Origin of the sequence: Lampropedia hyalina DSM 16112, assembly GCF_900129055.1 — a bacterium.
Classification (GTDB): Bacteria; Pseudomonadota; Gammaproteobacteria; order Burkholderiales; family Burkholderiaceae_C; genus Lampropedia; species Lampropedia hyalina.
Map to the genome: position 1 here is coordinate 44052 of NZ_FQUZ01000014.1, position 26249 is coordinate 70300.

Annotated in this window: 21 protein-coding genes; 1 reads left to right on the plus strand and 20 read right to left on the minus strand. The window is 63.5% G+C overall.

Translation table 11 applies throughout. The features are described from left to right. Window positions 1-7 precede the first annotated feature (7 nt). From BUE21_RS07260 to BUE21_RS07280, 5 genes are all read right to left on the minus strand, one after another. Window positions 8-1381, minus strand: a complete 1374-nt coding sequence (locus BUE21_RS07260) for a metallopeptidase TldD-related protein (protein WP_073356026.1) — start codon at window positions 1379-1381, stop codon at window positions 8-10. Further along, entirely contained in the window at window positions 1374-3053 is a 1680-nt protein-coding gene (locus BUE21_RS07265) for a TldD/PmbA family protein (RefSeq protein ID WP_073356027.1), read from the minus strand. The genes BUE21_RS07260 and BUE21_RS07265 overlap by 8 nt, the downstream gene beginning before the upstream one ends. 123 nt (window positions 3054-3176) lie before the next feature. Beyond that, complete coding sequence (locus BUE21_RS07270; protein ID WP_073356053.1) at window positions 3177-3824, minus strand: NAD(P)-dependent oxidoreductase; 648 nt, start codon at window positions 3822-3824, stop codon at window positions 3177-3179. 99 nt (window positions 3825-3923) lie between these two features. Further along, window positions 3924-6191 (minus strand): FepA family TonB-dependent siderophore receptor, encoded by a 2268-nt coding sequence (locus BUE21_RS07275; RefSeq protein ID WP_073356028.1) that lies wholly within the window; start codon window positions 6189-6191, stop codon window positions 3924-3926. Window positions 6192-6449: 258 nt separating this feature from the next. Then, entirely contained in the window at window positions 6450-7400 is a 951-nt protein-coding gene (locus tag BUE21_RS07280) for a LysR family transcriptional regulator (RefSeq protein ID WP_073356029.1), read from the minus strand. Between the two features lie 718 nt (window positions 7401-8118). Between BUE21_RS07280 and BUE21_RS07285 the strand changes: the two genes are divergently transcribed. Further along, window positions 8119-8835: a MarC family protein gene (locus BUE21_RS07285; protein ID WP_073356030.1), complete on the plus strand. Its 717-nt coding sequence runs from the start codon at window positions 8119-8121 to the stop codon at window positions 8833-8835. A 1-nt stretch (window position 8836) separates the two neighbouring features. Here the strand turns inward: BUE21_RS07285 and BUE21_RS07290 are convergent, their stop codons facing one another. From BUE21_RS07290 to pilW, 15 genes are all read right to left on the minus strand, one after another. Further along, window positions 8837-10513 carry an FMN-binding glutamate synthase family protein gene (locus BUE21_RS07290; protein WP_073356031.1) on the minus strand — a complete coding sequence of 559 codons (1677 nt, stop codon included), beginning with the start codon at window positions 10511-10513 and terminating at the stop codon, window positions 8837-8839. Window positions 10514-10741: 228 nt separating this feature from the next. Then, window positions 10742-12154 (minus strand): NAD(P)/FAD-dependent oxidoreductase, encoded by a 1413-nt coding sequence (locus tag BUE21_RS07295; RefSeq protein ID WP_407656056.1) that lies wholly within the window; start codon window positions 12152-12154, stop codon window positions 10742-10744. Window positions 12155-12279: 125 nt separating this feature from the next. Beyond that, complete coding sequence (locus tag BUE21_RS07300; RefSeq protein WP_073356033.1) at window positions 12280-12654, minus strand: DUF805 domain-containing protein; 375 nt, start codon at window positions 12652-12654, stop codon at window positions 12280-12282. A 119-nt stretch (window positions 12655-12773) separates the two neighbouring features. Further along, entirely contained in the window at window positions 12774-13484 is a 711-nt protein-coding gene (locus BUE21_RS07305) for a cache domain-containing protein (protein WP_073356034.1), read from the minus strand. Window positions 13485-13513: 29 nt separating this feature from the next. Next, window positions 13514-14302: a FadR/GntR family transcriptional regulator gene (locus BUE21_RS07310; RefSeq protein ID WP_234971078.1), complete on the minus strand. Its 789-nt coding sequence runs from the start codon at window positions 14300-14302 to the stop codon at window positions 13514-13516. Between the two features lie 10 nt (window positions 14303-14312). After that, window positions 14313-15086, minus strand: a complete 774-nt coding sequence (locus tag BUE21_RS07315) for a nuclear transport factor 2 family protein (RefSeq protein WP_084523017.1) — start codon at window positions 15084-15086, stop codon at window positions 14313-14315. A gap of 16 nt (window positions 15087-15102) precedes the next feature. Beyond that, a complete protein-coding gene (locus BUE21_RS07320; RefSeq protein ID WP_073356036.1) occupies window positions 15103-16533 on the minus strand; it encodes a gamma-aminobutyraldehyde dehydrogenase in 1431 nt (476 codons plus the stop codon). Between the two features lie 217 nt (window positions 16534-16750). Next, complete coding sequence (locus BUE21_RS07325) at window positions 16751-16963, minus strand: YbdD/YjiX family protein (RefSeq protein WP_073356037.1); 213 nt, start codon at window positions 16961-16963, stop codon at window positions 16751-16753. A gap of 25 nt (window positions 16964-16988) precedes the next feature. Then, the gene (locus tag BUE21_RS07330; RefSeq protein WP_073356038.1) at window positions 16989-19064 is read right to left on the minus strand and encodes a carbon starvation CstA family protein; all 2076 of its coding nucleotides are present in this window, start codon (window positions 19062-19064) and stop codon (window positions 16989-16991) included. A 230-nt stretch (window positions 19065-19294) separates the two neighbouring features. Then, complete coding sequence (gene der, locus BUE21_RS07335) at window positions 19295-20665, minus strand: ribosome biogenesis GTPase Der (RefSeq protein WP_073356039.1); 1371 nt, start codon at window positions 20663-20665, stop codon at window positions 19295-19297. 55 nt (window positions 20666-20720) lie between these two features. Then, window positions 20721-21941 carry an outer membrane protein assembly factor BamB gene (bamB, locus tag BUE21_RS07340; RefSeq protein ID WP_159435823.1) on the minus strand — a complete coding sequence of 407 codons (1221 nt, stop codon included), beginning with the start codon at window positions 21939-21941 and terminating at the stop codon, window positions 20721-20723. A gap of 53 nt (window positions 21942-21994) precedes the next feature. Next, a complete protein-coding gene (locus BUE21_RS07345; RefSeq protein WP_073356040.1) occupies window positions 21995-22678 on the minus strand; it encodes a YfgM family protein in 684 nt (227 codons plus the stop codon). A gap of 132 nt (window positions 22679-22810) precedes the next feature. Further along, window positions 22811-24106 carry a histidine--tRNA ligase gene (gene hisS, locus BUE21_RS07350; RefSeq protein WP_268767827.1) on the minus strand — a complete coding sequence of 432 codons (1296 nt, stop codon included), beginning with the start codon at window positions 24104-24106 and terminating at the stop codon, window positions 22811-22813. Window positions 24107-24277: 171 nt separating this feature from the next. Beyond that, on the minus strand, window positions 24278-25294 hold the full coding sequence (locus BUE21_RS07355; protein WP_073356041.1) for a helix-turn-helix domain-containing protein: 1017 nt from the start codon (window positions 25292-25294) through the stop codon (window positions 24278-24280). After that, window positions 25287-26126: a type IV pilus biogenesis/stability protein PilW gene (gene pilW, locus BUE21_RS07360; protein WP_073356042.1), complete on the minus strand. Its 840-nt coding sequence runs from the start codon at window positions 26124-26126 to the stop codon at window positions 25287-25289. The genes BUE21_RS07355 and pilW overlap by 8 nt, the downstream gene beginning before the upstream one ends. Between the last annotated feature and the right edge of the window lie 123 nt (window positions 26127-26249).

A 26249-nucleotide genomic window follows, 5' to 3' on the forward strand; every position in this document is an offset into this window, starting at 1 on the left:
TCGCACATCAGATCGCATCGCTCAGCGCGGTGAACTCGAAGTCGTGGATCTTCAGGCGCGGGCAGGCGATCATGCGGTGGGCGCGCACGGCCGGGCCTGCGGCATCAAGCTTGTTCAGGAGGAAGAACGGCGATTCGGTAAACCGCAGGTTGCGCACCGGGCGGCTGACCTTGCCGTTCTCGATCAGGAAGGTGCCGTTGCGTGTCACGCCGCTGAGCAACAGGGTTTCCCAATCGACCATGTTGATGCCGCTGAAGTGGTGCACCCAGATGCCGCGCTTGGTGCTGGCAATCATCTGCTCGATGGTTTGCGTATGGCCGCTTACGTCCAGCCTGGCCCGCAGTGGATTGACGACGGCGGCAATGCCACGCTCCTTGGCCAGTCCGGCATCGACGGCGAGGTTCTTCAGCACGCCATTTTCCAGCCAGTGGGTGCGCTGGATTCGTGTCGCGCCGCTGAGCGGCGAGAACGGCAGCAGCGCATCGCTCGGGTCGTAGTAGAACTGTACGCGCCTGTCCGTCATCTGTTCGCCGATGCGACTGCCGCCGCCGGGCTTGGTGAAGACGTTGCCGCGTGATTCGGCTGCTACCAGGCTCATGTAGAAGGTGGTCCAGCGCACCGTCAGATCCAGCAGTTGCGCCAGTGCCTCCGGCTCCAGGATCACGGTGTAGCGGCCTGGCTCCACGGCCACCGGGTTCTCGCTGCGCCTGGCCAGATCGATGGCACGCCTGGCCACCTCCTGTGGCTTGACCTTGCTGGCATCCTCGGTGCCACCCCAGGCCCAGCCTGCGCCTTGCTTGGCGGTGCGGGCCGACAGGCTGAATTCGCTGTAGCTGCTGCGCGTGTAGCCGCCGTAGCCGGTGGTGCTGCGGATCAGCCGCGCGCTGGTTTCGTGTTGCAGCGAGCCTGCGGCCAGCACGTCGGCATCCTGGCTTTGTTGCAGGATGTGTTGCACCAGGCGGGCCTGCTCCTCGGGCAGACCGCCCTTGGCAGTGGCTTCGGCATACAGGTGTTTGGGAGTCTGGATGGTGGCGGGCGGTGGGAGCAGGCCGGTCGGCCCCACCTTCACACGTTGGCTGGCAATGCCCTCGGCCTCATCGACCAGCGCGGCCAGACCCTGATGGGAGAGGTCGTGTGTTTCCACGCGGGCACGCCTGCCCTCGATGTTCACTTGCAGTGAAACCTTCACGACGGTTTCGCCTTCCAGTTGCAGCAACTGGTTGCGGGCGAATTCGGCCTTGCGGGGCTGTTCGGCCTCGATCTCGACGAAGGCTTCCTTGGCCTTGATGCGTGTGAACACGCGCTCGGCCAGCTTCTGCGCGTCGGCCTGCGAGGGCAGGCTTTGCACGATGGGATCGCTGGTGTGGTGGGTATCAGTCACTTCTTCTGCCCCTTCTGCCGGTATTGACCATATTGACTTTGCGCACCCGCATGGCCGGTGCGGTGATGCTGACGTGGCTGAGCTTTTCCAGATGCCGCTCATCGAGCTGGTGGTGGTGCGTGGCGACCGTGGCGGCCCCGCCCAGTGCATCCAGTCCCTGCCAGAAGCGGGGTGTGTTGAATTGCAGCGTGGCGTGCTGGATCACGTCGCCCAATGCACCATCGCGGATGTGGCGCGCGTGCTGGGCGCGGGCCTGCACATTCAGGCCGGTGTGATCGGCACTGGGGTACAGGTCGTCGATGAGGTAGCCGTTTTTGACATCCTTGATCAAGTCGTTCTGCGAGATGGCTTCACTGCCCGGCAACAGTGCCAGATTGGGCAACTTGATCTTGGGCAACAGGCCGCCACCATCGCTGGCACAGCCGGTCGATTGCACCGGCTGTGCCAGCCGCTCATAGCCGGGTTTCAATGCGGCGGCGGTGCTGCGGTCGCTCAGGTAGTTTTGCAATACGCCGCCCTGCACCAGCGCGAACTCGCTGGCTTTGACACCCTCGGCATCCCAGCCGACGGTGGCCGCCAGACCGGGGCGTGAGCGGTCGGCGCGCACATTCAGCAACTCATTGCCGATCTCGAAGCGGCCGATGGCCTCGTTGGGCGGCACGGCGTACGAGGTGGCGTATTCCTTGAAGCTGGACGTGCGCAGCAGTGCGCGATCCAGCTCCAGCGGGTAGCCGATGGTGCTGGCCACCAGTTGCGCTGCCGCGCGCGGACTGAGCACCACGTCGTAGCTGCCCGCCTCGATGGGACGCCAGGGCAGGCTGCGCACTTCCTCGGCAGTCTGCGTGGCTGCCGCCAGCTTTTGTTTCAGGTTCTTCAGGCCCTCGTAGCCGCGCGAGCCGCCCAGGTCGCCGGTCTGGATGGAGACAAAGCCCCATTCGCCCGCCTTCTCGCGTGCCCAGAAGCCGCCGGTGTGGTTGGCCGAATACAGCCGCTGGCGCAGCAGCGAGCCGGTGCTGGAGGCAAACAGCTCGTCGATGCGCTTCCATTCAATGTAGAGCGACAGCGAGATGGCGGCTGTGGTGGGCGTGTGGCGCACGGCTTGCATCGCCTCCAGCAGGGTGCCTTCCTGCTCGCCGATGGGCACGGTGAACGGGTCGATCTGGATCGGCGTTTGCCATTGGCCGTTCTCCACCACCGGCGCAGCGGCCAAGTGGCTCGCCGCCTGGCCTGCCACCTTCCAGGCCTTGGCGCGCTGCACCGCCAGCTTGGCCAGTGCGGCGGTCTGGTCGGCATTGAAGGACAGCATATTGCCGGCGAAGCCCATGTGGCCATCGACCCAGACGCGCAAACCGATGCGTGCACCGTGCTGTAGTACCGGCTGGCCGACCAGATGGTTTCTTTCTGCTTCGTTCACGGAAGCGGTCGCGTCGGGCACCGGGTCCCAGCGCATGCGCGCGCCGGTCAGGATGCGTACGTCTACATCACTCGCACCGGCACTGCGTGCGGCATCCAGTGCCTGGCGGGCCACGGCGATCAGCCGGTCGGGATCGGGTGCGGGTGTGCGCAGCAGCGATTCGGGCGTCTGCGCGCGCACCCAGGGCGAGAGCACCAGGATACCTGCGCCCAGTGTGGTGGAGCGCAGAAAGTCCCGTCGGTTGGGCACATGGTTCATGGGCTGGCGTCCTTTACTGTTGGTTGTGGACAGAGATGTACTAGGGAAGGGCTGGCCACTCTGTGGCACCCAGCCCTACGCAGCATCCCTGCAATGGCCTGTGCAAGAGGCGATTTCCCATGGTCAATAGGCAAACGAAATTTGCCCCCGGTGTACGCTGGGCTGTTCGATCTCATCGACGACCGCCAGTGCGAAGTCCGCGCCGCCAATCGCGGAATGGCCCGCTGCATCGAACAATGCCACGTCTGCACTTTTGCGGTACTGGCCGGTGCGTTCGCCAGGTGCAAATGCCCCGAACTGCGCGGCCGGACTGACGAACAGCCAGTCGAGTTCCTGCGGTGCATCGGCCAGCAGCATTTCGAGGGCATCAGCGGTTTCGCGTGCTCCGGTGTAATACTCGGGTGGCACCTGGCCGCTGTCAATGAAACGCTCGGCACCGGGAGCCGGGCGCAGCCCGCTGAAGCCACCAATGACCACGAAACGCGCTTCTGCCTTGGCAATGGGGGCCAGTGCGGCGCGGTAGATGGGCACGTACTGGCCTGCCAGATCACCAAAGGGCGACAGGGCACCGACGACCACATCCACACCGTCAAGCAGGTGCTCCAGTGTGGCCAGGTGGGCGGCCGAGCCTTGCTCGTATTGCACGCCTGCGAGGGCCTGGGCTGGTGCCGAGCGGCTCAGTGAAACGGTGGCATGGCCACGGCTGGCCGCTTCGCGGGCAATGTGGCTGCCGGCATAGCCGTTGCCACCAAGAATGAGGATTTTGCTCATGGTTTGCTCCTGGGTGAGGGCATGTGCCTGTTCCTGGGGGCACATGCGGAGAGTGGATGATGCTGAAACAGGTGCATGGGGATGCGCCCTGTGTGCGGGTCAGAATGCCGCAGTCAGACTGAGGTGGTAGCTGCGTCCTGGTTCGTTGAAGGTGTTGGCTCCCTGTGAGGTGCGCAGCAACTGTTTGTCGAACAGGTTCTTCACGCCACCGTTCACGCGGAAGGTTTTGTTGATCTGGTAGTTCAGCCCCAGATTCACCAGCGTGTATGCCGAGCGCGCGTCGGTCACCAGTTCCGGTTCGTTGGTGGTCAGATTGATGGCGCGTGCATCGATCCTGCCGTAGTGGGTCAGCCCCAGATTCACGGCCAGTCTGGATGTGGTTTGCCAGTTCAGCCAACTGTTGATGGTGTACTCGGGCACCAGTGACAGCGGCTGGCCACGGTCATCCTCGGACTTGCTCATATAGGTGAAGTTGCTCGACCATTCCAGTGTGCGGGCCACCGGCACGGTCAGGTTGCCTTCAACGCCGGCTACCGTGGCCGGGCCACTGTTTTCCCACTGCTGGAGCACGTTCGTCGAAATGCTCGATCCAGCGCAACCGGCCCACCAGCAGGGTGTTTCCACATCTACCGAATTCAGTATCTGCCGCCCGGAGCCGATGCGGTTCCTGAAACGGTTGTGGAAATAGGTGATGCCTGCCACCCAGCCGGTGTCGTTCTCGAAGCTCAGGCCGATTTCCTTGTTCAGGCTGATCTCGGGGTCCAGATCGGGGTTGCCCATGATGCTGCACGGGCCCACCAGATTCCAGCAACCGCGCCCGCCACTTTGATAGACGTAGTTCGGGTTGAGCTGGTAGAGGTTGGGGGCCTTGTAGGCACGCGCGATGCCGCCCTTGAGGGAGAACTGGCCGTCGAGCTGCCAGGCGGCGTTCAGGCTGGGGCTCCAGTTGGTGCCGAATTCGCTGTGGTGGTCAAAGCGCAGGCCGGGCGTGAGCACCACCGCATCACCGACATAGATGTTGTCTTCCACATAAATGCCGATCAGCGTGGCATCGGACTTGTTGGAACGGTTGGCAGCGTCTTCCGGCGTAGTGCCGATGCCCAGGCCGGGTGTCAGGCTGTTGGTGATGGAGACCGGATCGGTCATCGATTCGCGCCGCACCTCGGCACCCAGCGTCAGCACTTGCTCGTAGCCCAGCGTCAGCGGAATGTTGAACTCCGACTTGGCGTTGATGTTGTTCAGGCGGATGCGGGTCCAGCGCAGATCGTCGGCCTCGATGGCACCTTCGTAGCCACCGCCCAGCGATTCGGCATAGCGGCGGTTGTCGCTGCGCTCGTACTGGATGTAGCTCTCGGACGTGCCGAAGCGGTAGTTGCCGAAATGCGTCAGCGCGGCGGTGGTACGGGTGACGCGGTTGGTCTCCTTGCCGAACAGCGACATGAAGTTCGGATCGGGGTTGCCTTCTGTATCGCCATCGAAGAAGTTGTTCTGCGTATCGCCTGCAAACTTGTTGCCCTGGCGGCTCCAGCCGGCATCCAGATCGAAGCGGTGATCGGGGTTGAGGCGGTAGCTCAGGCGCGCGCTGAGGTCGCGGTTCTGCACGCCTTCCCGGCCGCCGCTGTAGTTGTAGTTGGTGCCGCGGTCGGTTGTCACTTCGACAGGGTTGAGCCCGAACTTGTCGTGGTCCGTGACGTTGAAGTTCCCGTACAGGCGGTATGACAGTGCCTCATTGACAGGGCCGGAGGCCAGCACATTGATGCGACGGGTATCGCCTTCTTTCGAGTTTTCGGGAACATTGGTATAGGCACTGACGGTGAAAGCCTTGCGGGTGGCGGCCTTGGTGCGGATATTGACCACGCCACCGGCTGCACCGGAGCCATAGCGTGCCGCTGCTGGGCCGCGCAGCACCTCGATGCTCTCGATCGCCTCGGGCGGCACCCAGTTGGAATCGCCGCGCGTATCGCGCTCGCCCTGCGTGCTCATGCGCACCGAGTTGCGCGAGAGCACCGGCTTGCCGTCGATCAGGATCAGCGTGTTTTCCGGCCCCATGCCTCGGATGTCGATCTGGCGGTTGTTGCCGCGCGCACCGGTAGAGGAGTTGCCGGTGAGGTTCACGCCGGGCTGGCGGCGCACGATCTCGGAAATGTCGTTGGTGACGGGGGTGCGCTCGATGTCTTCGGTCGTGACCGTGGAGACCCCGGGGGCCTGCTTGACCTGTTCACTGGCGGCAACCACTTCGACTTCGGGCAGGGTCTGGATGTCTTCGACTGTGGCGGATGAATCCTGCGCATGGGCGGCCTGGATGGCCGCTGCGATCAGGCAGGGTACGAAAATTCGGGCTTCGGCAAGCCGATGGTGTCTGGCCATGGGGACTCCTGGTATCGATCGTGTTCGCGATATTCAATCCAGCCTGCGGGAGTTGGCCCCGGCCGAAAAATGCCGGGATGTATCCGCGCAGGGTGCCATGGCAAGGGATGGCTGGCTGAGTCAGAAAAAGTGGACTGTGGCTACTGGACGCTGGTCAGCATTTCCGAAGGCTGCGACACTCACCAGTTGCGTGGGTGCGATGCGTTTGAAAATGAACTGGCAGTATGCCGAGGAGGCTCTGGCCTGGGTGAATGGTCTTCATTCATTTTTGAATGGTGCCGGGCTGGCAGGTGGCTGGCCTGCCGGTGACTGCGCCAGCATTTCCACAAACCACATCACCACGGGGTCTCGCCGGCTGCGTTCGTGCCAGTGCAGCCAATAGTTGAATCCGGAGATTTCCGGCGGGAGCGGCCGGGCCGTCAAGCCCATTTCCTGCAACGGTGCATGCAGCGAGTGCCGGGGCACCACGCCAATCGCATCGGTGTGGGTGAGCAGCCGCAGCGTGGCCAGAAGGTATGGCCGCCGGGCGGCAACCTTGCGCTGCAAGCCATGGGCATTCAGAAAGGACTGGATGGGGTCGATGTCGATGGAGTGTACGGACAGCAGCAGGTGCGGCCAGTCCAGCAGCTCCTGTACCGACAGCGGGGTGTCGGTGCCTGCCTGTGCCAGCGGATGCTGCATGTGAAAAGCTGCGCAGAAGTGCTCCTCAAAGAGGTGCTGCTCGTAGCCCTTGCCTTGCTCTGGCTCCCAGCCGCTGATGACCAGGTCCACCATGCCCATGGCCAGTTGGTTGAAGTTATTGGCTTCCAGCGGGAGCACGTCTATATAGAGTTCCGGGGCTTTTTGCAGTATCTGTGGCATGGCTGGCTCCAGCACGGACAGCACGCCGTAGTCGGTGGATGCGACCCGGATGTGTCCGGCAATCGCCTGTTCCGGGCCGCTGCCGTGGTGGTGCAGAAATGCGCGGGTCATTGCCAGCCATTGCTGCAAGGGCTGGCGCAGCGATTCGGCGCGCTGGCTCAAGGTCATGCCCGCATTGGTCTTGATAAGCAGCGGGTCGTTGAAGGTAAGCCGCAGTGCGTCCAGGATGCGGCTGGCAGTGGGCTGGCTGATGCTGTGTCGCAGTGCGGTGCGGGTGACGTTGCGTGTCTCCAGCAGTGTGGCCAGTACGCGCAGTTGATTGAGGTCGATCTTGTCGAAATTGTTCATGGAGCGAAGGCATGGCCACAGGGCCATGCGGTTGGCATGGAAGATATTCGTGCCCCATCCCCCGAACCTGTGCGGCCGATGCCGATGCCGGTGTGGCTGCGGTCAATCTGGCTGTTGGTGGCCCAAAAAATGGTCGGCCCCGGAGCAGCAGTGTCCTTGTGGCTGAGCCGGACCGCTCTGTAGAAGTCTGTGTGGGGCTTCAGGTTCAACACGAGACGGACCGAAGTTTGTGGGCCTTGGATGGGGGCCATGGGAGTGCTCCGTTGGGGTTGATGAGGCGAGGACAAGCGTGGCTGCTCTCATCCGGAAAATCCCGGTGGGTCGTCTGGCTGGCTTTGGGAAAGGCGATCAATCGCGGCCATTGTATGGTTGATTCGGTGGCGCGGTTTTGCCCCTTCAGATACGCGGTATTTGCCGGACACCGTGAAGATGTGTCCCGCAGGCCGTATGCGGCACGGCGTGTCATCAGGCTGGTGGGGTTTGCGGGAGATCGTGGTGTTTTCGTGTGCAACCCCATCTTGCAATACCCCTGTATATTCGGTCTGTTACCGTACTCACTCCATGCCGGCGTGGCAGACTTGCGCCATATTGAGATGGTGCATCGGGCCTTGCAGGATGCCTGCCGTGGTCATGCGGTTCATCGTGCCGATTGGCTGTAACGGCTTGCACGGTTGCTGCGTTGATACCTCTCTATCTTTGCATTCTGTTTTCTCTGACCATGTCGATCACTTCTCTTTTTTCGGCTTTTGCCAGCAGTTTGCTGGTGGTGCTGGCGACGCTGCTGCCCATCGTCAATCCGCCCAGTGTGGCCCCCATTTTTCTGTCGCTGACCGAAGGGGCTTCCGATGCTGCGCGGCGCGAACTGGCCAGGCGCATTGCACGCAATATCTTTATGCTGCTGCTGGGCGCGATTCTGCTGGGTTCGCTGGTGCTGGACTTCTTTGGCATCTCGCTGGACATCGTGCGGGTGGGCGGTGGCCTGCTGGTGGTCAATATTGCCTGGCGGCTGCTGGCGGCCGACAGCGGCGAGTCCAAGCGTGCCGCCAAGATTGCCGAGGCATTCACGCCCGAGATGCTGCGCTCCAAGGCGTTTTTTCCGCTGTCGTTCCCGATCACCTGTGGCCCCGGCACCATTGCGTCCACCATTGCCATCGGTGCCAGCCTGGTCGCGCCCGTGGAGGCAGTGACGCTGACGCTGGCCCGCACCGCCGGGGCGATTGCCGGGCTGGCATTGCTGGCCGCGCTGGTCTTTCTGTGCTACCGCTATGCCCAGTACCTGCTGCGCCTGCTGGGGGAGACCGGCACAGTCGTGTTCCTGCGCTTGTCGGCCTTCATCCTGCTGTGTGTGGGCATTCAGATTTTCTGGTCGGGGGCGGCCAATCTGCTGTCGGAGATGGTGCGTGTCGGCATTGCCGCTGGCATGGCGAAGCCGTGATTCAGTGATGGGCGGGGTACAGGCTCTCGCCGTGTCCGAAGCGGGCTGTGCGCAGGAACTTGCGGTTCTGCAACTCTGCCACATTGGGCGGGGGCGCGAAGCTGTCGCTGCGGGCCAGGTCCCAGAATGTGCGAAACAGAATATGGCGCACATGCCGGCCATTGACCAGATCGCCCGGCTTCAGGAAGGGATAGAGTGCCGCGAATGAGCGCACTTCGTAAGGTGTGATGCGCCGGATGATGTGTTCGGGGCCGAGCTGGCTGGGGTCCATCAGGCCCGCTGCGCCCAGCAGGTCGCGCAATGCCTTCAGCGTGTTCTCGTGGTAGGAATACACACGGTGGGATTTGTTCGTCGGGTCGAGGTGCTTCCAGCGCGAGTGATCCTGGGTGGCGATGCCGGTGGGGCATTTGTCGGTGTGGCAGGACAGGGCCTGGATGCAGCCCAGCGAGAACATGAAGCCGCGCCCCGCATTCACCCAGTCGGCCCCCAGCGCGATGGTGCGCGCAATGCCGAAGGCACTGGTGATCTTGCCGGCCGCGCCAATGCGTACCTGATCGCGCAGGTTCAGGCCCACCAGCGTGTTGTGTACCAGCAGCAGGGCTTCGTTCATCGGCACGCCGATGCTGTTGCTGAATTCGGGTGGTGCCGCCCCGGTTCCGCCTTCGGCACCATCGACGACGATGAAATCCGGCAGCAGCCCGGTCTCCTGCATGGCCTTGGCAATGCCGAACCATTCCCACGGATGCCCCACCGCCAGCTTGAAGCCGACCGGCTTGCCACCAGAAAGCGTGCGCAGTTTGTCGATGAACTCCAGCAGGCCGACCGGGGTGCTGAAGGCCGAGTGGTTGGGTGGCGAAATGCAGTCCACGCCCTCGGGAATGCCGCGCGTGGCGGCGATTTCCGCATTCACCTTGCTGCCCGGCAACATGCCACCGTGGCCTGGTTTGGCTCCCTGTGAGAGCTTGACCTCGATCATCTTGACTTGTTCCAGCGCGGCGGTGTGGGCGAAGCGCGCTTCATCAAAGCGGCCCTGTGCATCACGGCAGCCAAAGTAGCCGGAGCCGATTTGCAGCACCAGATCGCCGCCGCCTTCGCGGTGGTAGGAGGAGATCGAGCCTTCGCCGGTGTCGTGGTAGAAGTTGCCCAGCTTCGCGCCTGCATTGAGGGCACGGATGGCGTTGGCCGACAGTGCGCCAAAACTCATGGCCGAGATGTTGAACACGCTGGCCGAATACTTCTGCGTGCAGCGCGTGCCGCCGACCAGCACCCGGAAATCGTGCGAGGGGTTGTGCACGGCAGCCAGCGAATGGTTGATCCACTCGTATTCGGTGCTGTACACGTTCATCTGTGTGCCAAACGGCACCACGTCGTTGAGGTTCTTGGCACGTTGATAGACCAGCGTGCGCTCCAGCCGCGAGAATGGCACCTCCTCCTTGTCGGACTGGATGAAATACTGGCGAATCTCCGGGCCGATGGACTCCAGCCCATAGCGGAAGTGCGCAAGCACCGGGTAGTTGCGCCGCAAGGTACTGGGCGTTTGCAGCATGTCGGCCAGCCCCAGCAGGGACAGACCCAGCATCGGCACAAACACCGCCCACCACAGCGGCCATGCCAGAGCGAGAACAAAGCTCAGCAATGCCAGCAGGACGCAGGAAACGAATGCCAGGTATCTTTTCATAGGAGATGGGCCAGGGAGCGGTGCGGGTTGGGAAGCTGCCAATATAGAAAGGCAGTGCCATTGCGTCCATGCACAATGGCCCATGCCCGCCACAGCACTGTGCAGGCGGACATGCCATTACGGGAAAACCCGGAGTGCCTGCTGTTTGGCACCAGGCTGGCGCACAGGGCATGTCATGGAGTCGGGTGCAGGGGCATCGTCATGGGCAGCACTGCCCCTGCCGGGTTGTCAGAACGACACCATGTCCGAGGGCTGCAAGGCGGCCTTGATGCCGAACATGCCTTTGGCGACGGGAATCACCAGTGGTGCGAGGAAATTGCCCAGCGGAATCCGGCCGTGTTCGATCTGTGTGAGCATGGCGAAGTCGTCGTTGCGACCGGTCAGGTCGTCGCTGATCGCCTTGCCGATGCGCACCGTCTGCGCCACGCCGTGGCCGCTCCAGCCATGCACGATGTACACGGGTATCTTGCCTGCACTTTTGCGGCTGTCGGTGGCTCCGTTGATGGTGACATCGCTGATGCCGCCCCAGGAGTATTCCAGCGCGGGCTGCTCCCATTGCGGGAACACGGTGCGGATGCGCTCCAGCAGGTAGTTGTTCACATCGCGCGGCGACCAGGAGTTGCCGGTGCCCTGGCCGCCGAACAGCAGGCGGTTGTCGCGCACGGCGCGGTAGTAGTCGATCTGGAACTGCGTGTCATAGACCGGCAGGTCGCCCGGCAGCAGCTCGCTGATTGGCATCGGCAGCTTGGGCGTGACCGCCACATAGGTGACGAAGGGCAGGGTGGTCGAGCCTTCCGGCAGAAACCTGAAGGTCGAGCTGTGCACCGCCAGCACCACGCCACGGCGCGCCTTGATGGTGCCGCGCTCGGTGATGACGGTGGTGCCGCCCGCGCCTTCCTCGATTTCCTGAACCGGCGTGCCGTCATACACCCGTCCGCCCTGTTGCACGAAGCCATACACCAGGCCGCGCAGCAGTGCCAGTGGTTGCAACTGGCCGCCACTGGAGTCCAGCGTGGCACCGTGGTAGATCTGTGAGCGCACATATTCCTGCACCTCGTGCGGGCCGATCACACGCACGGCACGGTCACCCAGTTGGCGGCGGGCATCGGCACCCTCCACCAGCGCGCCCATATGCCCCGGATGCAGCGCGGCGGTGATGTGGCCACGCTTGCGGTCGCACTGGAAGTCGTAGCGTGCTGAAAGGGAGTCGATCAGCTCCATTGCTTCGACCGAGGCAAAACGCCACAGGCGTCGGGCTTCGTCGGGTGGCAGGTTGGCGGCCATGGTGCCTGCTTCCCAGCGCGCCAGGCCAGGGGTGAGCTGGCCGCCGTTGCGTCCGGACGCGCCGGAGCCGATGTGGTCTTTTTCCAGCACGATCACGTCCAGCCCGGCTTCGGCCAGATGCAATGCCGCAGACGCACCCAGCAGACCGCCGCCGATGACCACCACGTCACAGCTCTGGTCGCCCGGCAGTGGGCCGAAGGCGGGCCATTCGGACAGCGAAGCCTCGTAATAGTTGGCAGGCATCGGGCCGTTGCGGTCAGCACCGCTGCGCCAGTTCCAGATGCGTGGGTCCAGCCCCAGCGAGGATGCCACTGGCCGGGCATCGGTCAGCAGGCTGGGTTTGGGCAGGCCCGGCACGGCGGGCAGTGGCAATGCAGTTGCTGGCAGGGCATCTGCACCCACCACCTGGGCGATCAGGCTGCCGGGCAGGGCCGCAGCCACACCGGCACCAATGAAGTTTCTGCGATTCAGGGACATGGTTTTTATCTTTCGCTCGAATGACTGGGGGCTTGGCCGTAGCGGTTGGCTGTGGCATGACCGGGCAGCAGGGCCAGCACCTGCACCAGCAGCCAGCCCAGCAGTGGGATGAGTTTGAGCAGCACCCACCAGCCGCTGCGGCCTATGTCGTGCAGGCGGCGCACGCTCAGGGCTTGCACGGGCAGAAAGCTCAGCAGCAGGTACAGGCCGGTGATCTTGCCGAAATAGATTTCCGGGTTGGCAATGGCAAACTGCCGCTCCAGAAACGAGATGGCCAGAATGACCAGCAGGTGAAAAAGCGCGAACCACCAGTAAGCTGCGCGATCGGCCCGGCCACGGAATACTGCGTATTGCCTGAATGCCTGTAAATATCCGTTCATGTTGGACTGACTCCGCCTCCATTGCGATGAAAGCGGGCCAGTGTGGAGGCATGTATCACCAGCCCGCTGAACTGCCCGGCTGCCAGCGGCTGCTGGTGCACGGGAGCTGAAAGGCGTCTTCAGGCATTCAGAAGCAGCAGGCGCAACGGCCTGGCTTGCTCATGCGGGTTCTCTCCAGATTCAGGCCCGCGCCACAGGGAACCCACGCGGATGCGTGGTGCCGCAGAGATGACGACGCGGCAATCCCGATTGACGACCAGAGCAGGCTGGCCGATGGCAATCAGTGCCGGGTGCAGCAGCCGCTCCAGTGTGGCCACGAGAATGTCCACGGCGGCCACTCCGGCGAATGCTCCGTCCAGCAGCACCGGGTGGGCTGCCGTGATCGTGTAGGCACCGTTGCAGACATAGTCCACATACGGCCCCTCGACAAAGGGCTGGTGCAGCCTGGCGGGCTGCCCGAACCAGTCGAACCCCCGGAAGTCCAGACGCTGGCGCGTTTCCTGGTTGCGCTCCAGTTGTGCCTGGCGAATCGTGGTTTCCTCCTTGAACCACCACTCCAGCGTCCAGTAGCCATCGTGCTGTGCCGTCGGTGCGGCATAGCTGGCGAATCCGGCACCATTGCACCAGGCGATGTGCTCCAGCCCATGCAGAATGCGGTTTTGCAAGGCCGTGCGCTGTTGCGGCAACAAGCGGATGCCATGACCGTGGAACTCGCTGCCGTGCAGGATGTCGGCACTGTCCTCTGCCAGTGCGGCGGCCTTTTGCTGTGCCTCCGATACCACACTGTGCAGAATGTTCTGTGCTTGCTGGAGTCGTGAATGGGCCTTCATGGGCGTTCTCCTCGTCGGCAGGTCGTGGTTCAACTGGCAGGTGGCGGGGTGGAAGAAGAGGAGGCTGCGGCATCCAGTTGCAGCTTGCATGCCAGCAGGCCGTCTGTGAGCGTGGCAATGCCATGCTGCATCAGCTCGCGCACCAACCGGTCATCACCACTGGCCATCGCAGAGCACACCGACCGGTAGGTGCGCACGGACTCGGCATGGGTATCGGGCCTGTCGTAGAGCAGGGCTACGAGTGGTGCCCATTCGGCCTGTACTTCCAGCATCTGGTTGGCCAGCCGCGCCGACTGTGCCTGCCCGGCCAGGGCCAGCAGGCAACGCATATCTGCCTGGGCACGGGCCTGTGCAAAGTCTTCCACCAATGTGGCGAATCTGGCCAGTTCGGCGGGCGTGGCGCGCTGTGTGGCCAGTTTGGCACTGTGGCCCGCGACGGCCAGATGGTATTCGCCCAGATCGGCCAGATAATCGCTGGCCAGCAGACGCAACGGGTGGTGTGAAAGCAGCGTCTGGAGCGAACGGCGACTGACGAAGCTGCCGCCATGACGGCCCCGGCGCGTATCGATCAGCCCCCGCACGCGCAGCGTGTTGAGGGCTTCGCGCACGGTCATGGGCGATACCCCCAGCAGACGCGAGAGTTCGGCTTCGTTGGGCAACTGTTCTTCGTCTTGCAGCAGGCCGCTGACGATGGCGTTGCTCAACCGCTCGATGATCTGCTCGGCCCGGCTGGCCTGTCCAATCGGGGCATACACAATGGCCTTGGTCAGCATGGCTGTGGCCTGGGCATCGTGCTGCATGCCATGGGAGCCAGTCATGGTTTGTGCGTCAGAAAATGCCATGTGGGTGCAAAGCCTCGTTGTCTTCCGGTACTGGCAGGATGGCATCCCACATTTCGGCCAATCTGCCGTTTTCGACGCGCCACAGCTCGAAGTAGGCATGGCGCGCACCACCGATGCGGCCTTCCGAATGGGTCAGCACGAACTGGCCGTCGGACACGGTGCGGTGGATGCGGTCATATTCCAGCCCATTGCCCTCGGCCCTGATCTTCTCCAGAAAGGCGATGACTTCCTCGATGCCGTCGGCGATGTCCGGGCTGTGCTGCAAAAAGCTTTGGCCATCGGTGTAACGGTGAAAACCGGTGTAGTCGCCTTCGATCAGGGTTTGGGTGAAGTATTCGGTGATGTAGTGGCGGTTGCGGTCCACGTCATGCCCTTCGCCGGGTTCGGTCGGGCCGTCAAGCTGGGTGCGGCCACTGGCATTGGGTGCGGCCTCGGGCACCAGCCCGTCCCAGTGCTCGGCGATCTTGCCATCGTGGACGCGGTAGATGTCGAAGCCCACCAGCGGTTGTTCCTCCAGTCCGGTGAAGCGGCCGTGGATGGCGACCAGGTCGCCATCGGCCAGCACGCGCACCGGTTCGTGCTTGAGGTTGGGGCTGTTCTCGACCAGTTCGCGCAAACCTTGCAGGCCATCGGCCACCAGTGGGGAATGCTCGATGAAGTCGGGCGCGAAGTGGCGATTGAGCACGCTGGTATCGCGCAGGGTGAACAGCTCATGGTGGGCGCGCGCCACCAGATCACGTTTGGTTTGGATGTCGGTCATGTGCATGGCTCCCGGTTCAGTCGTTGGACGATGCGACGTGCTTGATGCGGGTGTATTCCTCGAAGCCGTAGGCCGACAGGTCCTTGCCGTAACCGGACTTCTTGAAGCCGCCATGCGGCATCTCGGCGGTCAGCGGGATGTGGGTGTTGATCCACACGGTGCCGAAGTCGAGTTCGCGTGACAGCCGCGTGGCGCGGCCGTGGTCGCGCGTCCATACGCTGGAGGCCAGGCCGTACTCGACATCGTTGGCCTTTTCCAGCGCGTCGGCTTCGTCCCGGAAGGTCTGCACGGTGATGATGGGGCCGAAGATTTCGGTCTGGATGGCTTCGTCGCTCTGTTGCAGGCCACTTACCACGGTCGGCTCGAAATAGAAACCGGCACGCGCGCCCGGCTTGCCACCAATCTCGACCTTGGCGTGCGCGGGCAGACGTTCGATGAAGCCCTTGACGCGCTCCAACTGGTTGGCGTTGTTGAGTGGGCCATACAGTGCGTCCTGATCGTCAGGCTCGCCATAGCGGATGCCCTTGACCTGCTCGACCAGTTTGGCGACGAACTGGTCGTGCACCGATTCGGCCACGATCACGCGGGTCGCGGCCGTGCAGTCCTGCCCGGCATTGAACAGGCCGGTGATGGCGATCACTTCGGCGGCCTTGTCCAGGTCGGCATCCTCGAACACCAGCACCGGTGCCTTGCCGCCCAGTTCCAGGTGGGCCTTGGTCAGGTTGGCTGCGGCCGAGGCGGCCACTTGCAGGCCCGCACGCACCGAGCCGGTGATGGAGACCAGCGCAGGGGTCTTGTGCGAGACCACGCGCTCACCGGCATCGGCCTTGCCCAGCACCACGTTGATGACGCCCTTGGGGAAGAAGGGTGCGGCCAGTTCGGCGAACAGCAGGGTGCTTTCGGGGGTGGTGTCGCTGGGCTTGAGCACCACGGCGTTACCGGCGGCCAGCGCGGGAGCGAGCTTCCAGACGGCCATCATCAGCGGGTAGTTCCAAGGGGCGACCTGGCCGACCACGCCCAGCGGCTCGCGGCGGATGCTGGAAGTCAGGCCCGGCAGGTATTCGGTGGTGGCCTTGCCTTCGAGGAAGCGCGCGGCACCGGCGAAGAAGCGGATTTGATCCACCGAGGTGGCGACTTCCTCGGAGGCGATCAGGTGCTTGAGCTGGCCGGTGTTACGGCTTTGCGCCTCGATCAGCCGCTCGCCGTTCTTCTCGACCGCATCGGCCAGTTGCAGCAGGGCTTTCTGGCGTTGCGATGGCGTGCTGCGGCCCCATTCCTTCGCGGCAGCCTTGGCAGCGGCATAGGCTTTGTCCACGTCTTCCTGCGTGGCATTGGGCGAGCGGGCATTGACCTCGCCGGTGACCGGGCTGACGAGATCAAAGGTTTCCGTGCCGCTGGATGCGACGTATTCACCATTGATGAAATGCTTGAGGCTTGCTAACGACATGTCTGTCTCCTGATGGGTCTGTTGGAAGATTGAAAATATATCATATGATGTTATATGTATTAAAGAATAGGTATTTACCCGATTACAAAAGGGATATTGCAGGTCACGCCTAGGCCATCCCGGTGTGTGGCGTGGCTTCAGATTCCGAAAAAAAGCCCCGCTGTGGAGGCGAGGCTGGTGTCATGGGCCTGTGGCAACCGGGCGTGCCGTGGCGCGATCAGCAGCAGCGCACGGGTTGTCCTTTGCCGCCGCCGTAGCGGGCATCGATGCGGTTGCGGAAGAATTCCTCGTAGCTCATGCAGGGCTGGTCGGGGTGGTTTTTCTCCATGTGCCGGACGTAGGTGCCGTAGTCCGGCATACCCACCAGCATGCGTGCGGCTTGTCCCAGGTAGCTACCGGCTTCGCGCAGTTTTCCCAATTGGCTGAACATGCTTGCTCTCCTTGCTGTGACGGGGTCAGGTGGTGGTGGCCGGAATCGGCTGGAATGGCGTTTCCCGGTCGCTGCGCTGTGGGTTGCGCCAGCCTGCAATGCCCACTTTCACGGCGTAGAACAGGATGCTGTAGACCACCAGCAGGAACAGTGCGGTCAGCGTGGCATTCGTCCAGGCATTGAAGATGATGTGCTGCATTTGCTCCACCGACTTGGCCGGTGCAATCAGCTCGCCTGCTGCCATTGCGTCGCTGTAGCGGTGGGCCAGGGCAATGAAGCCCACGGCTGGGTTCGGGTCGAACAGCTTGATGAGGCTGGCCGCCGTGGTGCAGATGATGAGCCACAGCGCGGGCAGGGCCGTGACCCAGGCGTAACGCTGGCGTTTCATCTTGATGATGACCACCGTGCCCAGCATCAGCGCAATCGCCGCCAGCATCTGGTTGGAGATACCGAACAAAGGCCAGAGGGTGTTGATGCCGCCCAGCGGATCGACCACCCCCTGATACAGCAGCCAGCCCCACAGTGCCACGCAGCCACCGGTGCCGATGATGTTGGCCGTCCAGGAATCGGTTTTCTTCAGGGCGGGAATGAAGTTGCCCAGCAGGTCTTGCAGCATGAAGCGACCGGCACGGGTTCCGGCATCGACCGCTGTCAGGATGAACAGGGCCTCGAACAGAATGGCGAAGTGATACCAGAATGCCATCGTGCCTTCACCCGGCAGCACCTGGTGCAGAATGTAGGCAATGCCCACGGCCAGCGTGGGTGCGCCACCGGCCCGCGCCAGAATGGTGTGTTCGCCCACGTCCACAGCCGTTTGCGAGAGCTGCTCGGGGGTGATGGTGAAGCCCCATGAACTGACCGTGGCAGCCACGCTGTGGACATCCGTGCCCACCAGTGCCGCCGGGCTGTTCATGGCAAAGTAAATGCCCGGCTCGATCACCGAGGCAGCCACCATCGCCATGATGGCCACGAACGATTCCATCAGCATGCCGCCGTAGCCGATATAGCGTGCGTGGTGTTCACGCTCCAGCAGCTTGGGCGTGGTGCCGGAGGAAATCAGCGCGTGAAAGCCCGATACCGCCCCGCAGGCAATCGTGATGAACAGGAACGGGAACATCGTGCCCTTCCAGACCGGCCCCGTGCCATCGACGAACTGGGTGAGGGCGGGCATCTTCAGGTCGGGATTGACGAACACAATGCCCAGTGCCAGACCGACGATGGTGCCGATCTTCAGGAAGGTGGAAAGGTAGTCGCGCGGTGCGAGCAGCAGCCAGACCGGCAGCACCGAGGCAATCGCCCCGTAGGCAATCAGCATCCAGGTGATCTGCACACCGGTGAAGGTGAAGGCCGCTGCCCAGGCGGGATGCTGCGACACCCAGCCGCCCGCCCAGATGGACAGCATCAGCAGCACCAGCCCGATGATGGAAATCTCCCCGATGCGCCCCGGACGGATATAGCGCATGTAGATGCCCATGAAGAAGGCAATCGGAATGGTGGCCATCACCGTGAACATGCCCCAGGGGCTTTCCGCCAGGGCCTTGACCACAATCAGGGCCAGCACCGCCAGGATGATGATCATGATGAGGAAAGCCCCGAACAGCGCGATCGTGCCGGGAACCTGCCCCATCTCCTCGCGCACCAGCTCCCCCAGGGAGCGGCCATTGCGGCGGCTGGAGATGAACAGCACCATGAAATCCTGCACCGCACCGGCCAGCACCACACCGGCAATCAGCCAGAGCGTACCCGGCAGATAGCCCATCTGTGCGGCCAGCACCGGCCCCACCAGCGGCCCGGCCCCGGCAATCGCGGCAAAGTGGTGACCGAACAGAATGTGCTTGTTGGTGGGCACATAATCCAGCCCATCGTTGTTCACCACGGCAGGCGTGGCCCGATTCGGATCCAGCCCCATCACCTTGTTGGCGATGAACAGGCTGTAATAACGGTAGGCCACCAGATAGATGGACACCGCCGCGACCACGATCCACAGCGCATTGATCGGCTCGCCCCGGCGCAGGGCAACCACGCCCAGTGCCGCAGCTCCCAGTACAGACAGGGCGATCCAGCCAAGATGCCCCAACCCGGTTTTGGAGGTAGTGCTCATAGAAAATCATCAATGAAGAGTTGGAAGAAAACAACCGCCCCCATGACGGACGCGGCTGCGCCAACGACAGTGTAGATTCTCCCGACGCACGCTGCACTCCAGTTGCGATAAATTCTCAATATTTCTGGAGGCGTGCGATTTTGTTGCCTATCGGCGGCTTGGCACCCTTTGTTTCAGAGGGTTTCACCAATGGCCCGTTCTCTTCCTTTTTGATGCGCAGTCCGTGAGGATTACTTCTTGCCCTTGTCCGCGTAGGGGTTGTCGGAGGTCTTGAATTCGAGGCGCAGGGGGGTGCCTTCGAGCTTGAAGGCTTTGCGGAACCAGCTTTCCAGAAACCGCTGGTAGGCGTGATCGACGTTTTCCAGCGAGTTGCCGTGGATGACGATGATGGGCGGGTTCATGCCGCCCTGGTGGGCGTAGCGCATTTTGGGGCGGTACATGCCGCTCTTGCGCGGGGCCTGGTGCTGGATGGCCTCTTGCAGAAGGCGTGTGAGCACCGAGGTGGTCATCTTGCGGGTGGCGGCATCGTAGGCTGCGCCAATGGCCTGCCACAGCGGCCCCAGCCCCTGGCGGCGCAGGGCCGAGATGTTGCGCTGGGCGGCAAAGCGCATGAAGGTCAGGCGGGTTTCCAGCGAGCGTTCCAGTTGCTGGCGTTGGTAGCTGTCGATGGCATCCCATTTGTTGATGGCGACGACCACGGCCCGGCCTGATTCGAGGATGTAGCCGGCAATGTGGGCATCCTGGTCGGTCACGCCCTGGGTGGCATCGAGCAGCAGCACCACGACGTGGGCTTTTTCGATGGCTTGCAGGGTTTTGATGACGGAGAACTTTTCGATGGATTCGAATACCTTGCCTTTTTTGCGCAGTCCGGCGGTGTCGATGAGTTCGTACTCGCGGCCGTCTTTCTCGAATGGAATGGTGATGGCATCGCGGGTGGTGCCCGGCATGTCGTAGGTGACGAGGCGTTCTTCGCCCAGCCAGGCATTGATGAGCGTGGATTTGCCCGCGTTGGGGCGACCGGCCACGGCAATGCGGATGGGGCCGTCGGGCACATTGTCGGGGGTGTCTGCCGCGTCGGCAGAGGCATCGGCTTCGGGCAGGTCGGGCAGTTGCAGAGCTTCCACGGCCAGATCGAGCAGGTCGCGCACGCCCTGGCCGTGGGCGGCGGAGACGGGATAGACCTCGCCCAGCCCCATTTCGTAGAAATCGGCCAGCTGGGCACTGTTCTTCATGCCTTCGGCCTTGTTGGCGACCAGCAGGGTGGGCTTGCCGAGCTTGCGCAGGTAGGCGGCAATGTCGTGATCCTGGGCGGAGGCTCCGGCACGGAGGTCCACCATGAACAGCACCAGATCGGCTTCGGCCACGGCTTGCAGGGTTTGCTGCGCCATGGCCTGGAAGATGCCGCCGGAGGTGTCAGGCTCCAGCCCGCCGGTATCGACCACGATGAACTGGCGTTTGCCTTGCTTGGCCATGCCGTAGTGGCGGTCGCGGGTGAGTCCGGCAAAGTCGGCCACGATGGCATCGCGGGTGCGGGTGAGGCGGTTGAACAGGGTGGATTTGCCAACATTGGGCCGCCCCACCAGGGCGATTACGGGTGTCATGGATGTGGTGCTGGAGGGAAAGGGGAGGGGCTGGCGAGGGGGTCGGTCAGGGGGATTACTGGGGGGTGAGGCCGTACACGGTGCCGTTGTTGGCAATGGCAATCACCTGGTTGCCCGCCAGGAAGGGGGCGACACGCAGGCCGGAGCGGTGCAGCTGGATGCGGTTCACGGGCTTGCCGTCGTCCAGCCCCAGCAGGTGCAGCAGGCCGGTGCTGTCGCCAATGGCGACGCTGCGCTCCAGTGCCAGCGGGGCGGTGAGGCTGCGGTGTTGCAGGCTGTCGGAGAGCCAGCGGTTCTGGCCGTCGTTGCGTGCCCATGCCTGTACGCGGCCATTGTTTTCGACGCTGAAGACGGTGCTGGCATTGCCATCCACACCCACCGAGCCATTGACGCGCTGGCTCCAGCGCGTCACGCCGCGTTCGGCGTTGATGCAGCCGATGGCGGACTGGAAGGCCTGCACACAGATGTCGCCACCGATGCGGCTGTAGCGTCCGACCAGATCGACCAGGCGTTCGATGTCGTTGATGCCGCGCGGGGTGATGAGGCGTGCCTCCCAGTATTCCATGCCGCTGTCGGGGCTGAGGCCGCTGAGGCGGCCCGAGTAGCCCGCCACCAGGGTGTTGCGCACGGCCAGCAGCACGCCGGACTTTTGCAGCACCAGCGGCTCGCTGTCGCGCTCGGTGCGCCAGATGAGTGCGCCGTTGTCGGCATCGAGGGCGGTGACGGTGCGGTCGGCGGTCAGGATAAAGACGCGCCCACCGGCGACGAAGGGCGAGGTGTAGGAGCGTGCGGGCAGGCGGTAACGCCACTGTTCTTCACCGTTGCGCACGGCAATGACTTCGTTGCGAATGGAGACGACGGCATAGGTGTCGCCATCACTGCCGACCCCGGCGGCCAGTTTGTCGCGCAGGCGGGTTTGCCACAGCACCGCACCGGTGCTGCTGTCCAGGCTGGTGATGGAGCCGTTTTCGGAGGCGACGGTGATGGCCTGGCCCAGCACATGGGGGGTCAGTTCGATGTCACCCAGGCGGCCGACATCCTGGCTCCAGCTTTGCTGGATTGCGTATTGCGCTGCATTCGCGGCCAGTGGCGCGAGTTCGGTCTTGCCGGAGCCAAACGCGGAGCAGCCTGCCAGCACGAGTGCCGCACTGCCGGCGACGGCCAGTTGCGCCACGCGCCGGGACATGCGGGGTGCCGCAGCCGCAGAGCCGGGCAGGAGGGGGCGCAGCGATTGCGCGAGCCGCGAAAGTGCAGAAGCGGAAGCGGTGTTTTTCATGGCGAATACCTGTTCAGGAAGAAGGGTCGGGGCAGGGCCAATCAAGGGGAGCATCAACGTTGCAGGGTGCCGCTCGCGCTGGTGCTGGATGGGGTGGGAGCCTGACCCAGTGCCTGGAGCTTGAATTCCACCAGGGGCCGGTAGGCGGAGGTGTCGGTCAGTGCACGGTGTGCCTGCTGGTAGGCGGCCACGGCTTCGGCGGTCTTGCCCTGCTGTTGCAGGATGTCGCCGATGCGGTCGTCACGCAGAGCATGGAATTCTGCGGGGAAGCTGTATTGTTGCAGGGCCGACAGCGCGGCATCGGGCTTGTCCTGCTCCATCAGGATGGCACTGCTGTGCAGTACGGCCAGTGCGCGCAGGCCCACGTCACGCGATTGGCTGCTGACCCATTGCAGGGTTTCCAGGGCTGCATCCCACTCTTTCTGCTCGGCTTGGAATTTGGCCAGTCGCAAGCCTGCCTGGCTGGCCTGTGCCGTTTTGGCGTACTGGTTGCGCAGCACCGTGAAGTTCTGTTCTGCGGCTGTGCGGTTGTTGCTGGCGGCCGAGACATTGAGCTGGTCGAGCAGAATCGCTGCCTGGGCGGCTTGACGGCCTTGCCAGTACCGCCAGCCGTTCCAGCCTGCCAGCCCGATGGCCAGCGCGAAGGCGACGATGGCGATGGGCGTGCCCCATTTGTCCCAGAAAGCCTTGAGGGTGGCCAGTTGTTCTTGCTGTTCCAGGTTGTAATGCTGTGCCATAGGGGGAGATGCGGTTCAGGGTTGTGGTGGGCAGACAGGGTGCAGGATAGCGAGGGCGGTGGCCTTGGCGGCCCGTTCCATGCCATGCGGCGGGGCATTGTGCCCGCGCGGCATGGCTTGCACCCACAGGCTTCAAAGGCGCGATTGTAAGGCTTGGCTCCATTGCGCCAGTTCGGCCAGTGCCAGCGTGGACTGGCTGGCGTTGCCCTCGCGCAGGGGTTTGAGGGACACTTCACCGTGCGAAAGTTCCTCTGCGCCAAAAATCAGTGCATGGGCCGCGCCACTGGCATCGGCACGCTTGAACTGCGATTTGAAGCTGCCCATGCCCTGGCGCGAGTCGGCGGGGGTGTGCATCTGCACCCGCACGCCCTGGCGGCGCAGTTGCGTGAGGGTCTGCATTACCAGCGGCAGGCTGTCGGTGTCGGGCACGATGGCATAGACATCCGGTGTGGCTTGCGGCGTGGCAATTTCCTGGGCCTTCAGCAACTCCAGCACCCGCTCCACTCCCATTGCCCAGCCCACGGCCGGAGCGGGTTTGCCGCCGATCTGTTCGATCAGGTAGTCGTAGCGACCGCCACCGCAGATGGTGCCCTGCGCGCCGAGTTCTTCGGTGACGAACTCGAACACGGTGAGGTTGTAGTAGTCCAGCCCGCGCACCAGACGCGGGTTCAGCGTCCAGGTGATGCCGTGGGCCGACAGAATCGCCTGCACGGCCTCGAAGTGCCGCAGCGATTCCTCGCCCAGAAAGTCCAGCAGGCGCGGCGCGGCTTCGGCCAGGGTCTGCATGGCAGGGTTTTTGGTGTCGAGAATGCGCAGCGGGTTGCTGTAGAGCCGCCGCTGGGCATCTTCGTCAAGCTGGTCGTGGTGCTGCTCCAGATAGGCAATCAGCGCGGTGCGGTGCTGCTGGCGTTCGTGCGGCTGCCCCAGGCTGTTGAGTTGCAGGCTGATGCCATGCAGCCCCAGGGCCTGCCAGAGGTCGTGCGCCAGCACGATCAGTTCGGCATCCACTTCTGGACCAGCGTAGCCCAGGGCTTCTGCGCCGATCTGGTGGAACTGGCGGTAGCGGCCCCGTTGCGGGCGTTCGCGGCGGAACATCGGGGCCATGTAATACAGTCGCTGGCCGCCGCCGTGCAGCAGCGAGTGCTCGGAGACAGCCCGCACCACCCCGGCGGTGTTTTCCGGGCGCAGGCTCAGGTGCGCACCGTCGCCATGCTTGTCGGTGCGATCCTGAAACGAGTACATTTCTTTTTCCACCACATCGGTCACTTCGCCCAGCCCGCGCACGAACAGGTCGGTGTGTTCCAGCACCGGGGTGCGGATGTTGCGGTAGGCGTAGCCCGCCATCAGGCGGCGCACGATGTCTTCCAGCCATTCCCAGCGGGCGGATTCGGGCGGAAGAATGTCATTCATGCCGCGCACGGCCTGAATGGATTTGGACTTGCTGGCGGTGGCGGAAGGCGGGGGGGTACGGGTGTCGTTCACGGTGGATCGTTGCCACAAGGGCGTGCTGTCGGTCGATACGAAAAGAAAAAATCACCGGGTGGCGGGCACACCGGTGCAGGTTTCCCCCGGTGCCATGACACCAGGGGAAGAAGCAGTTCATGGCGCGAGGTCGAAGCGTGCGACCGTGCCTCTGGCATGGGGTTGCAGGTCGTAGGGCTGGCCATTGACCTGCACTTCCACGGCATTGATGCGCCCGATGTCCACGCGCAGCGGAGGCTCCTGGGTGATGACCACTTCCTCGCCAGCGGCCAGCGTGGTCTGGCGCAGCACGGTGCGCCGGTTGGCACCGCCACGCACCTGCACCCAGACGGTGTCCTTGGCCAGAATGCGCAGTGTCGGGGCATCGGCAGCCGGGGTGTTGCTGGTGGTTTCTGTGGTAGCGGCGTTGCCTGCCGTGGCGGTGGTACCGGCTGCATTGGCCGCTGCCGTGGCCAGATCGGCGACGGCCGTCGGAGGTGTGGTGCCCGACAGGGCAGGCAGGCCGGTGACCAGGTTCAGAATGGGGTCGTCCCCTGTAGCCGCAGTGTTGGCGGGAGCCGTCACCGGGGGGGGGCTGGTGCGGGTGCCCGCAGTGCTTGGGAGACTGGGGGGAATGATGGTTTCCGAGCGGGTGCCAGTGCTGGAGGTGCGTTCGACCGGGTTGCCTTCATCCGAAGGCCAGACGTACAAGGCCACGGTGCCTGCCACCAGCAAGGCCGCCACCGCCAGCGCGATGCGCGAGCCTTTGCCCTGAAGCAGCGAGGGCGACGAGGAGGCGAATGGCGTGGAATGGTTCCTGACTATGGCCCGCGAGCGTTCGAGGTGCAACTGGCTGTTGGCATCGGCGGCCACCGCCGGGAGCAGGGCCAGCACCGGAGCTGCATCCGCATTGAGCAGGCGGCACACACTCATGGCCAGCGAGCGGCAGAACACCAGCCCCGGCAACTGGTCGTATTGGTCGCTTTCGAGTGCATGGAGCTTCTCGGGACGTACCTTCAGCACAGCCGCCAGTTGCGACAGCTCCACTTCGCGTTCTTCGCGGTATTGCCGCAACAGGCTGCCTGCCGTGTGCCCGGCAGTTCCTGCGCCATTGGCAGACTGGGGAGTCAGACCGGAAGTGTCCACATCATTCATAAAAAGCCTTTCGCTCATACAACGAGTATTCTCGGGAAAGCGGGAACTTCTGTCCCAGCAGATTGCCCAGTTCGCGCACGCCAATGGCGTTGCCCATGGCATTTTCCACCTTGATGCCCAGCCACAGGGTTTCGGCGTTGGCCAGGTCCGAGGCATTCAGGTTGCGCAGATAGACCTGGGCATTGGCCACCTCGCCCCGACCGTACAGCAAGGCCGCCAGGTTGTAGGCCACCACCGGGTTGCCGCTCTCCAGTGCGTGCGCCTGCGTCAGGGCATCGATGGCCTGATGGCTCTTGCCTGCTGCCTGAAAACACAGCCCTTGCGCCATCAACGTGCGTGCGCGGCTGCTGTAGCCGGGAATGGCCAGGGCACGATGGAACCAGTCCTGCGCTTCATCGTACTGTTTTTGCTGGCACAGCAGGAAGCCCATATTGTGGATGACATAGGCATCGTCGGGGCGCACGCGCAGCACACGCTCGTAATCGGCCTTGGCTGCGGCAAAGTCCTGCCGCTGTGCCAGCACCAGCCCGCGCACCAGATAGGCATCGGTCATGCCCGGGTCGAGTGCCAGTGCATAGCTCACTTCTTCCAGGGCCACATCCAGCCGGTTGATCTCCAGATAGCTGGTGGCAAGGTCCAGCCGGGTGCGGGCCGCACGCTGCACTTCGGGGGATGCGGACGAGGTGTTCCGTGCAGCCTCACGGCTGGCCGACCCTGCATCCGGCGTGGCGCAGGCCGACAGCAGCAGGGCGGTGGCGCAGCCTGCCACCACAGCGCAGACGCAACGCCAGGCGGGGCCTACTGCATGAAACAAGGGCAATCGCAATGGCATTGAGATAGATGCTCCTGGGTGAACGAACAAAACCGGTTTTCAACATGAATGACTGCCAGCAGGAGTGGCCCCTGTGGCCGCAGCCTGCCATTATGGTTGAACAATCACAGTTTGAAAGTTTTG

Bases quoted from the DNA above. Each gene is read 5' to 3' on its own strand.
- BUE21_RS07270 (WP_073356053.1), bottom strand. From the start codon at position 3,824: ATGAGCAAAATCCTCATTCTTGGTGGCAACGGCTATGCCGGCAGCCAC.
- BUE21_RS07305 (WP_073356034.1), bottom strand. From the start codon at position 13,484: ATGAAGGCCCATTCACGACTCCAGCAAGCACAGAACATTCTGCACAGT.
- BUE21_RS07265 (WP_073356027.1), bottom strand. From the start codon at position 3,053: ATGAACCATGTGCCCAACCGACGGGACTTTCTGCGCTCCACCACACTG.
- BUE21_RS07325 (WP_073356037.1), bottom strand. From the start codon at position 16,963: ATGTTCAGCCAATTGGGAAAACTGCGCGAAGCCGGTAGCTACCTGGGA.
- BUE21_RS07275 (WP_073356028.1), bottom strand. From the start codon at position 6,191: ATGGCCAGACACCATCGGCTTGCCGAAGCCCGAATTTTCGTACCCTGC.
- BUE21_RS07315 (WP_084523017.1), bottom strand. From the start codon at position 15,086: ATGACCGACATCCAAACCAAACGTGATCTGGTGGCGCGCGCCCACCAT.
- BUE21_RS07345 (WP_073356040.1), bottom strand. From the start codon at position 22,678: ATGGCACAGCATTACAACCTGGAACAGCAAGAACAACTGGCCACCCTC.
- bamB (WP_159435823.1), bottom strand. From the start codon at position 21,941: ATGAAAAACACCGCTTCCGCTTCTGCACTTTCGCGGCTCGCGCAATCG.
- BUE21_RS07330 (WP_073356038.1), bottom strand. From the start codon at position 19,064: ATGAGCACTACCTCCAAAACCGGGTTGGGGCATCTTGGCTGGATCGCC.
- BUE21_RS07290 (WP_073356031.1), bottom strand. From the start codon at position 10,513: ATGAAAAGATACCTGGCATTCGTTTCCTGCGTCCTGCTGGCATTGCTG.
- der (WP_073356039.1), bottom strand. From the start codon at position 20,665: ATGACACCCGTAATCGCCCTGGTGGGGCGGCCCAATGTTGGCAAATCC.
- BUE21_RS07320 (WP_073356036.1), bottom strand. From the start codon at position 16,533: ATGTCGTTAGCAAGCCTCAAGCATTTCATCAATGGTGAATACGTCGCA.
- BUE21_RS07310 (WP_234971078.1), bottom strand. From the start codon at position 14,302: ATGACTGGCTCCCATGGCATGCAGCACGATGCCCAGGCCACAGCCATG.
- pilW (WP_073356042.1), bottom strand. From the start codon at position 26,126: ATGCCATTGCGATTGCCCTTGTTTCATGCAGTAGGCCCCGCCTGGCGT.
- BUE21_RS07280 (WP_073356029.1), bottom strand. From the start codon at position 7,400: ATGAACAATTTCGACAAGATCGACCTCAATCAACTGCGCGTACTGGCC.
- BUE21_RS07300 (WP_073356033.1), bottom strand. From the start codon at position 12,654: ATGAACGGATATTTACAGGCATTCAGGCAATACGCAGTATTCCGTGGC.
- BUE21_RS07355 (WP_073356041.1), bottom strand. From the start codon at position 25,294: ATGAATGATGTGGACACTTCCGGTCTGACTCCCCAGTCTGCCAATGGC.
- BUE21_RS07285 (WP_073356030.1), top strand. From the start codon at position 8,119: ATGTCGATCACTTCTCTTTTTTCGGCTTTTGCCAGCAGTTTGCTGGTG.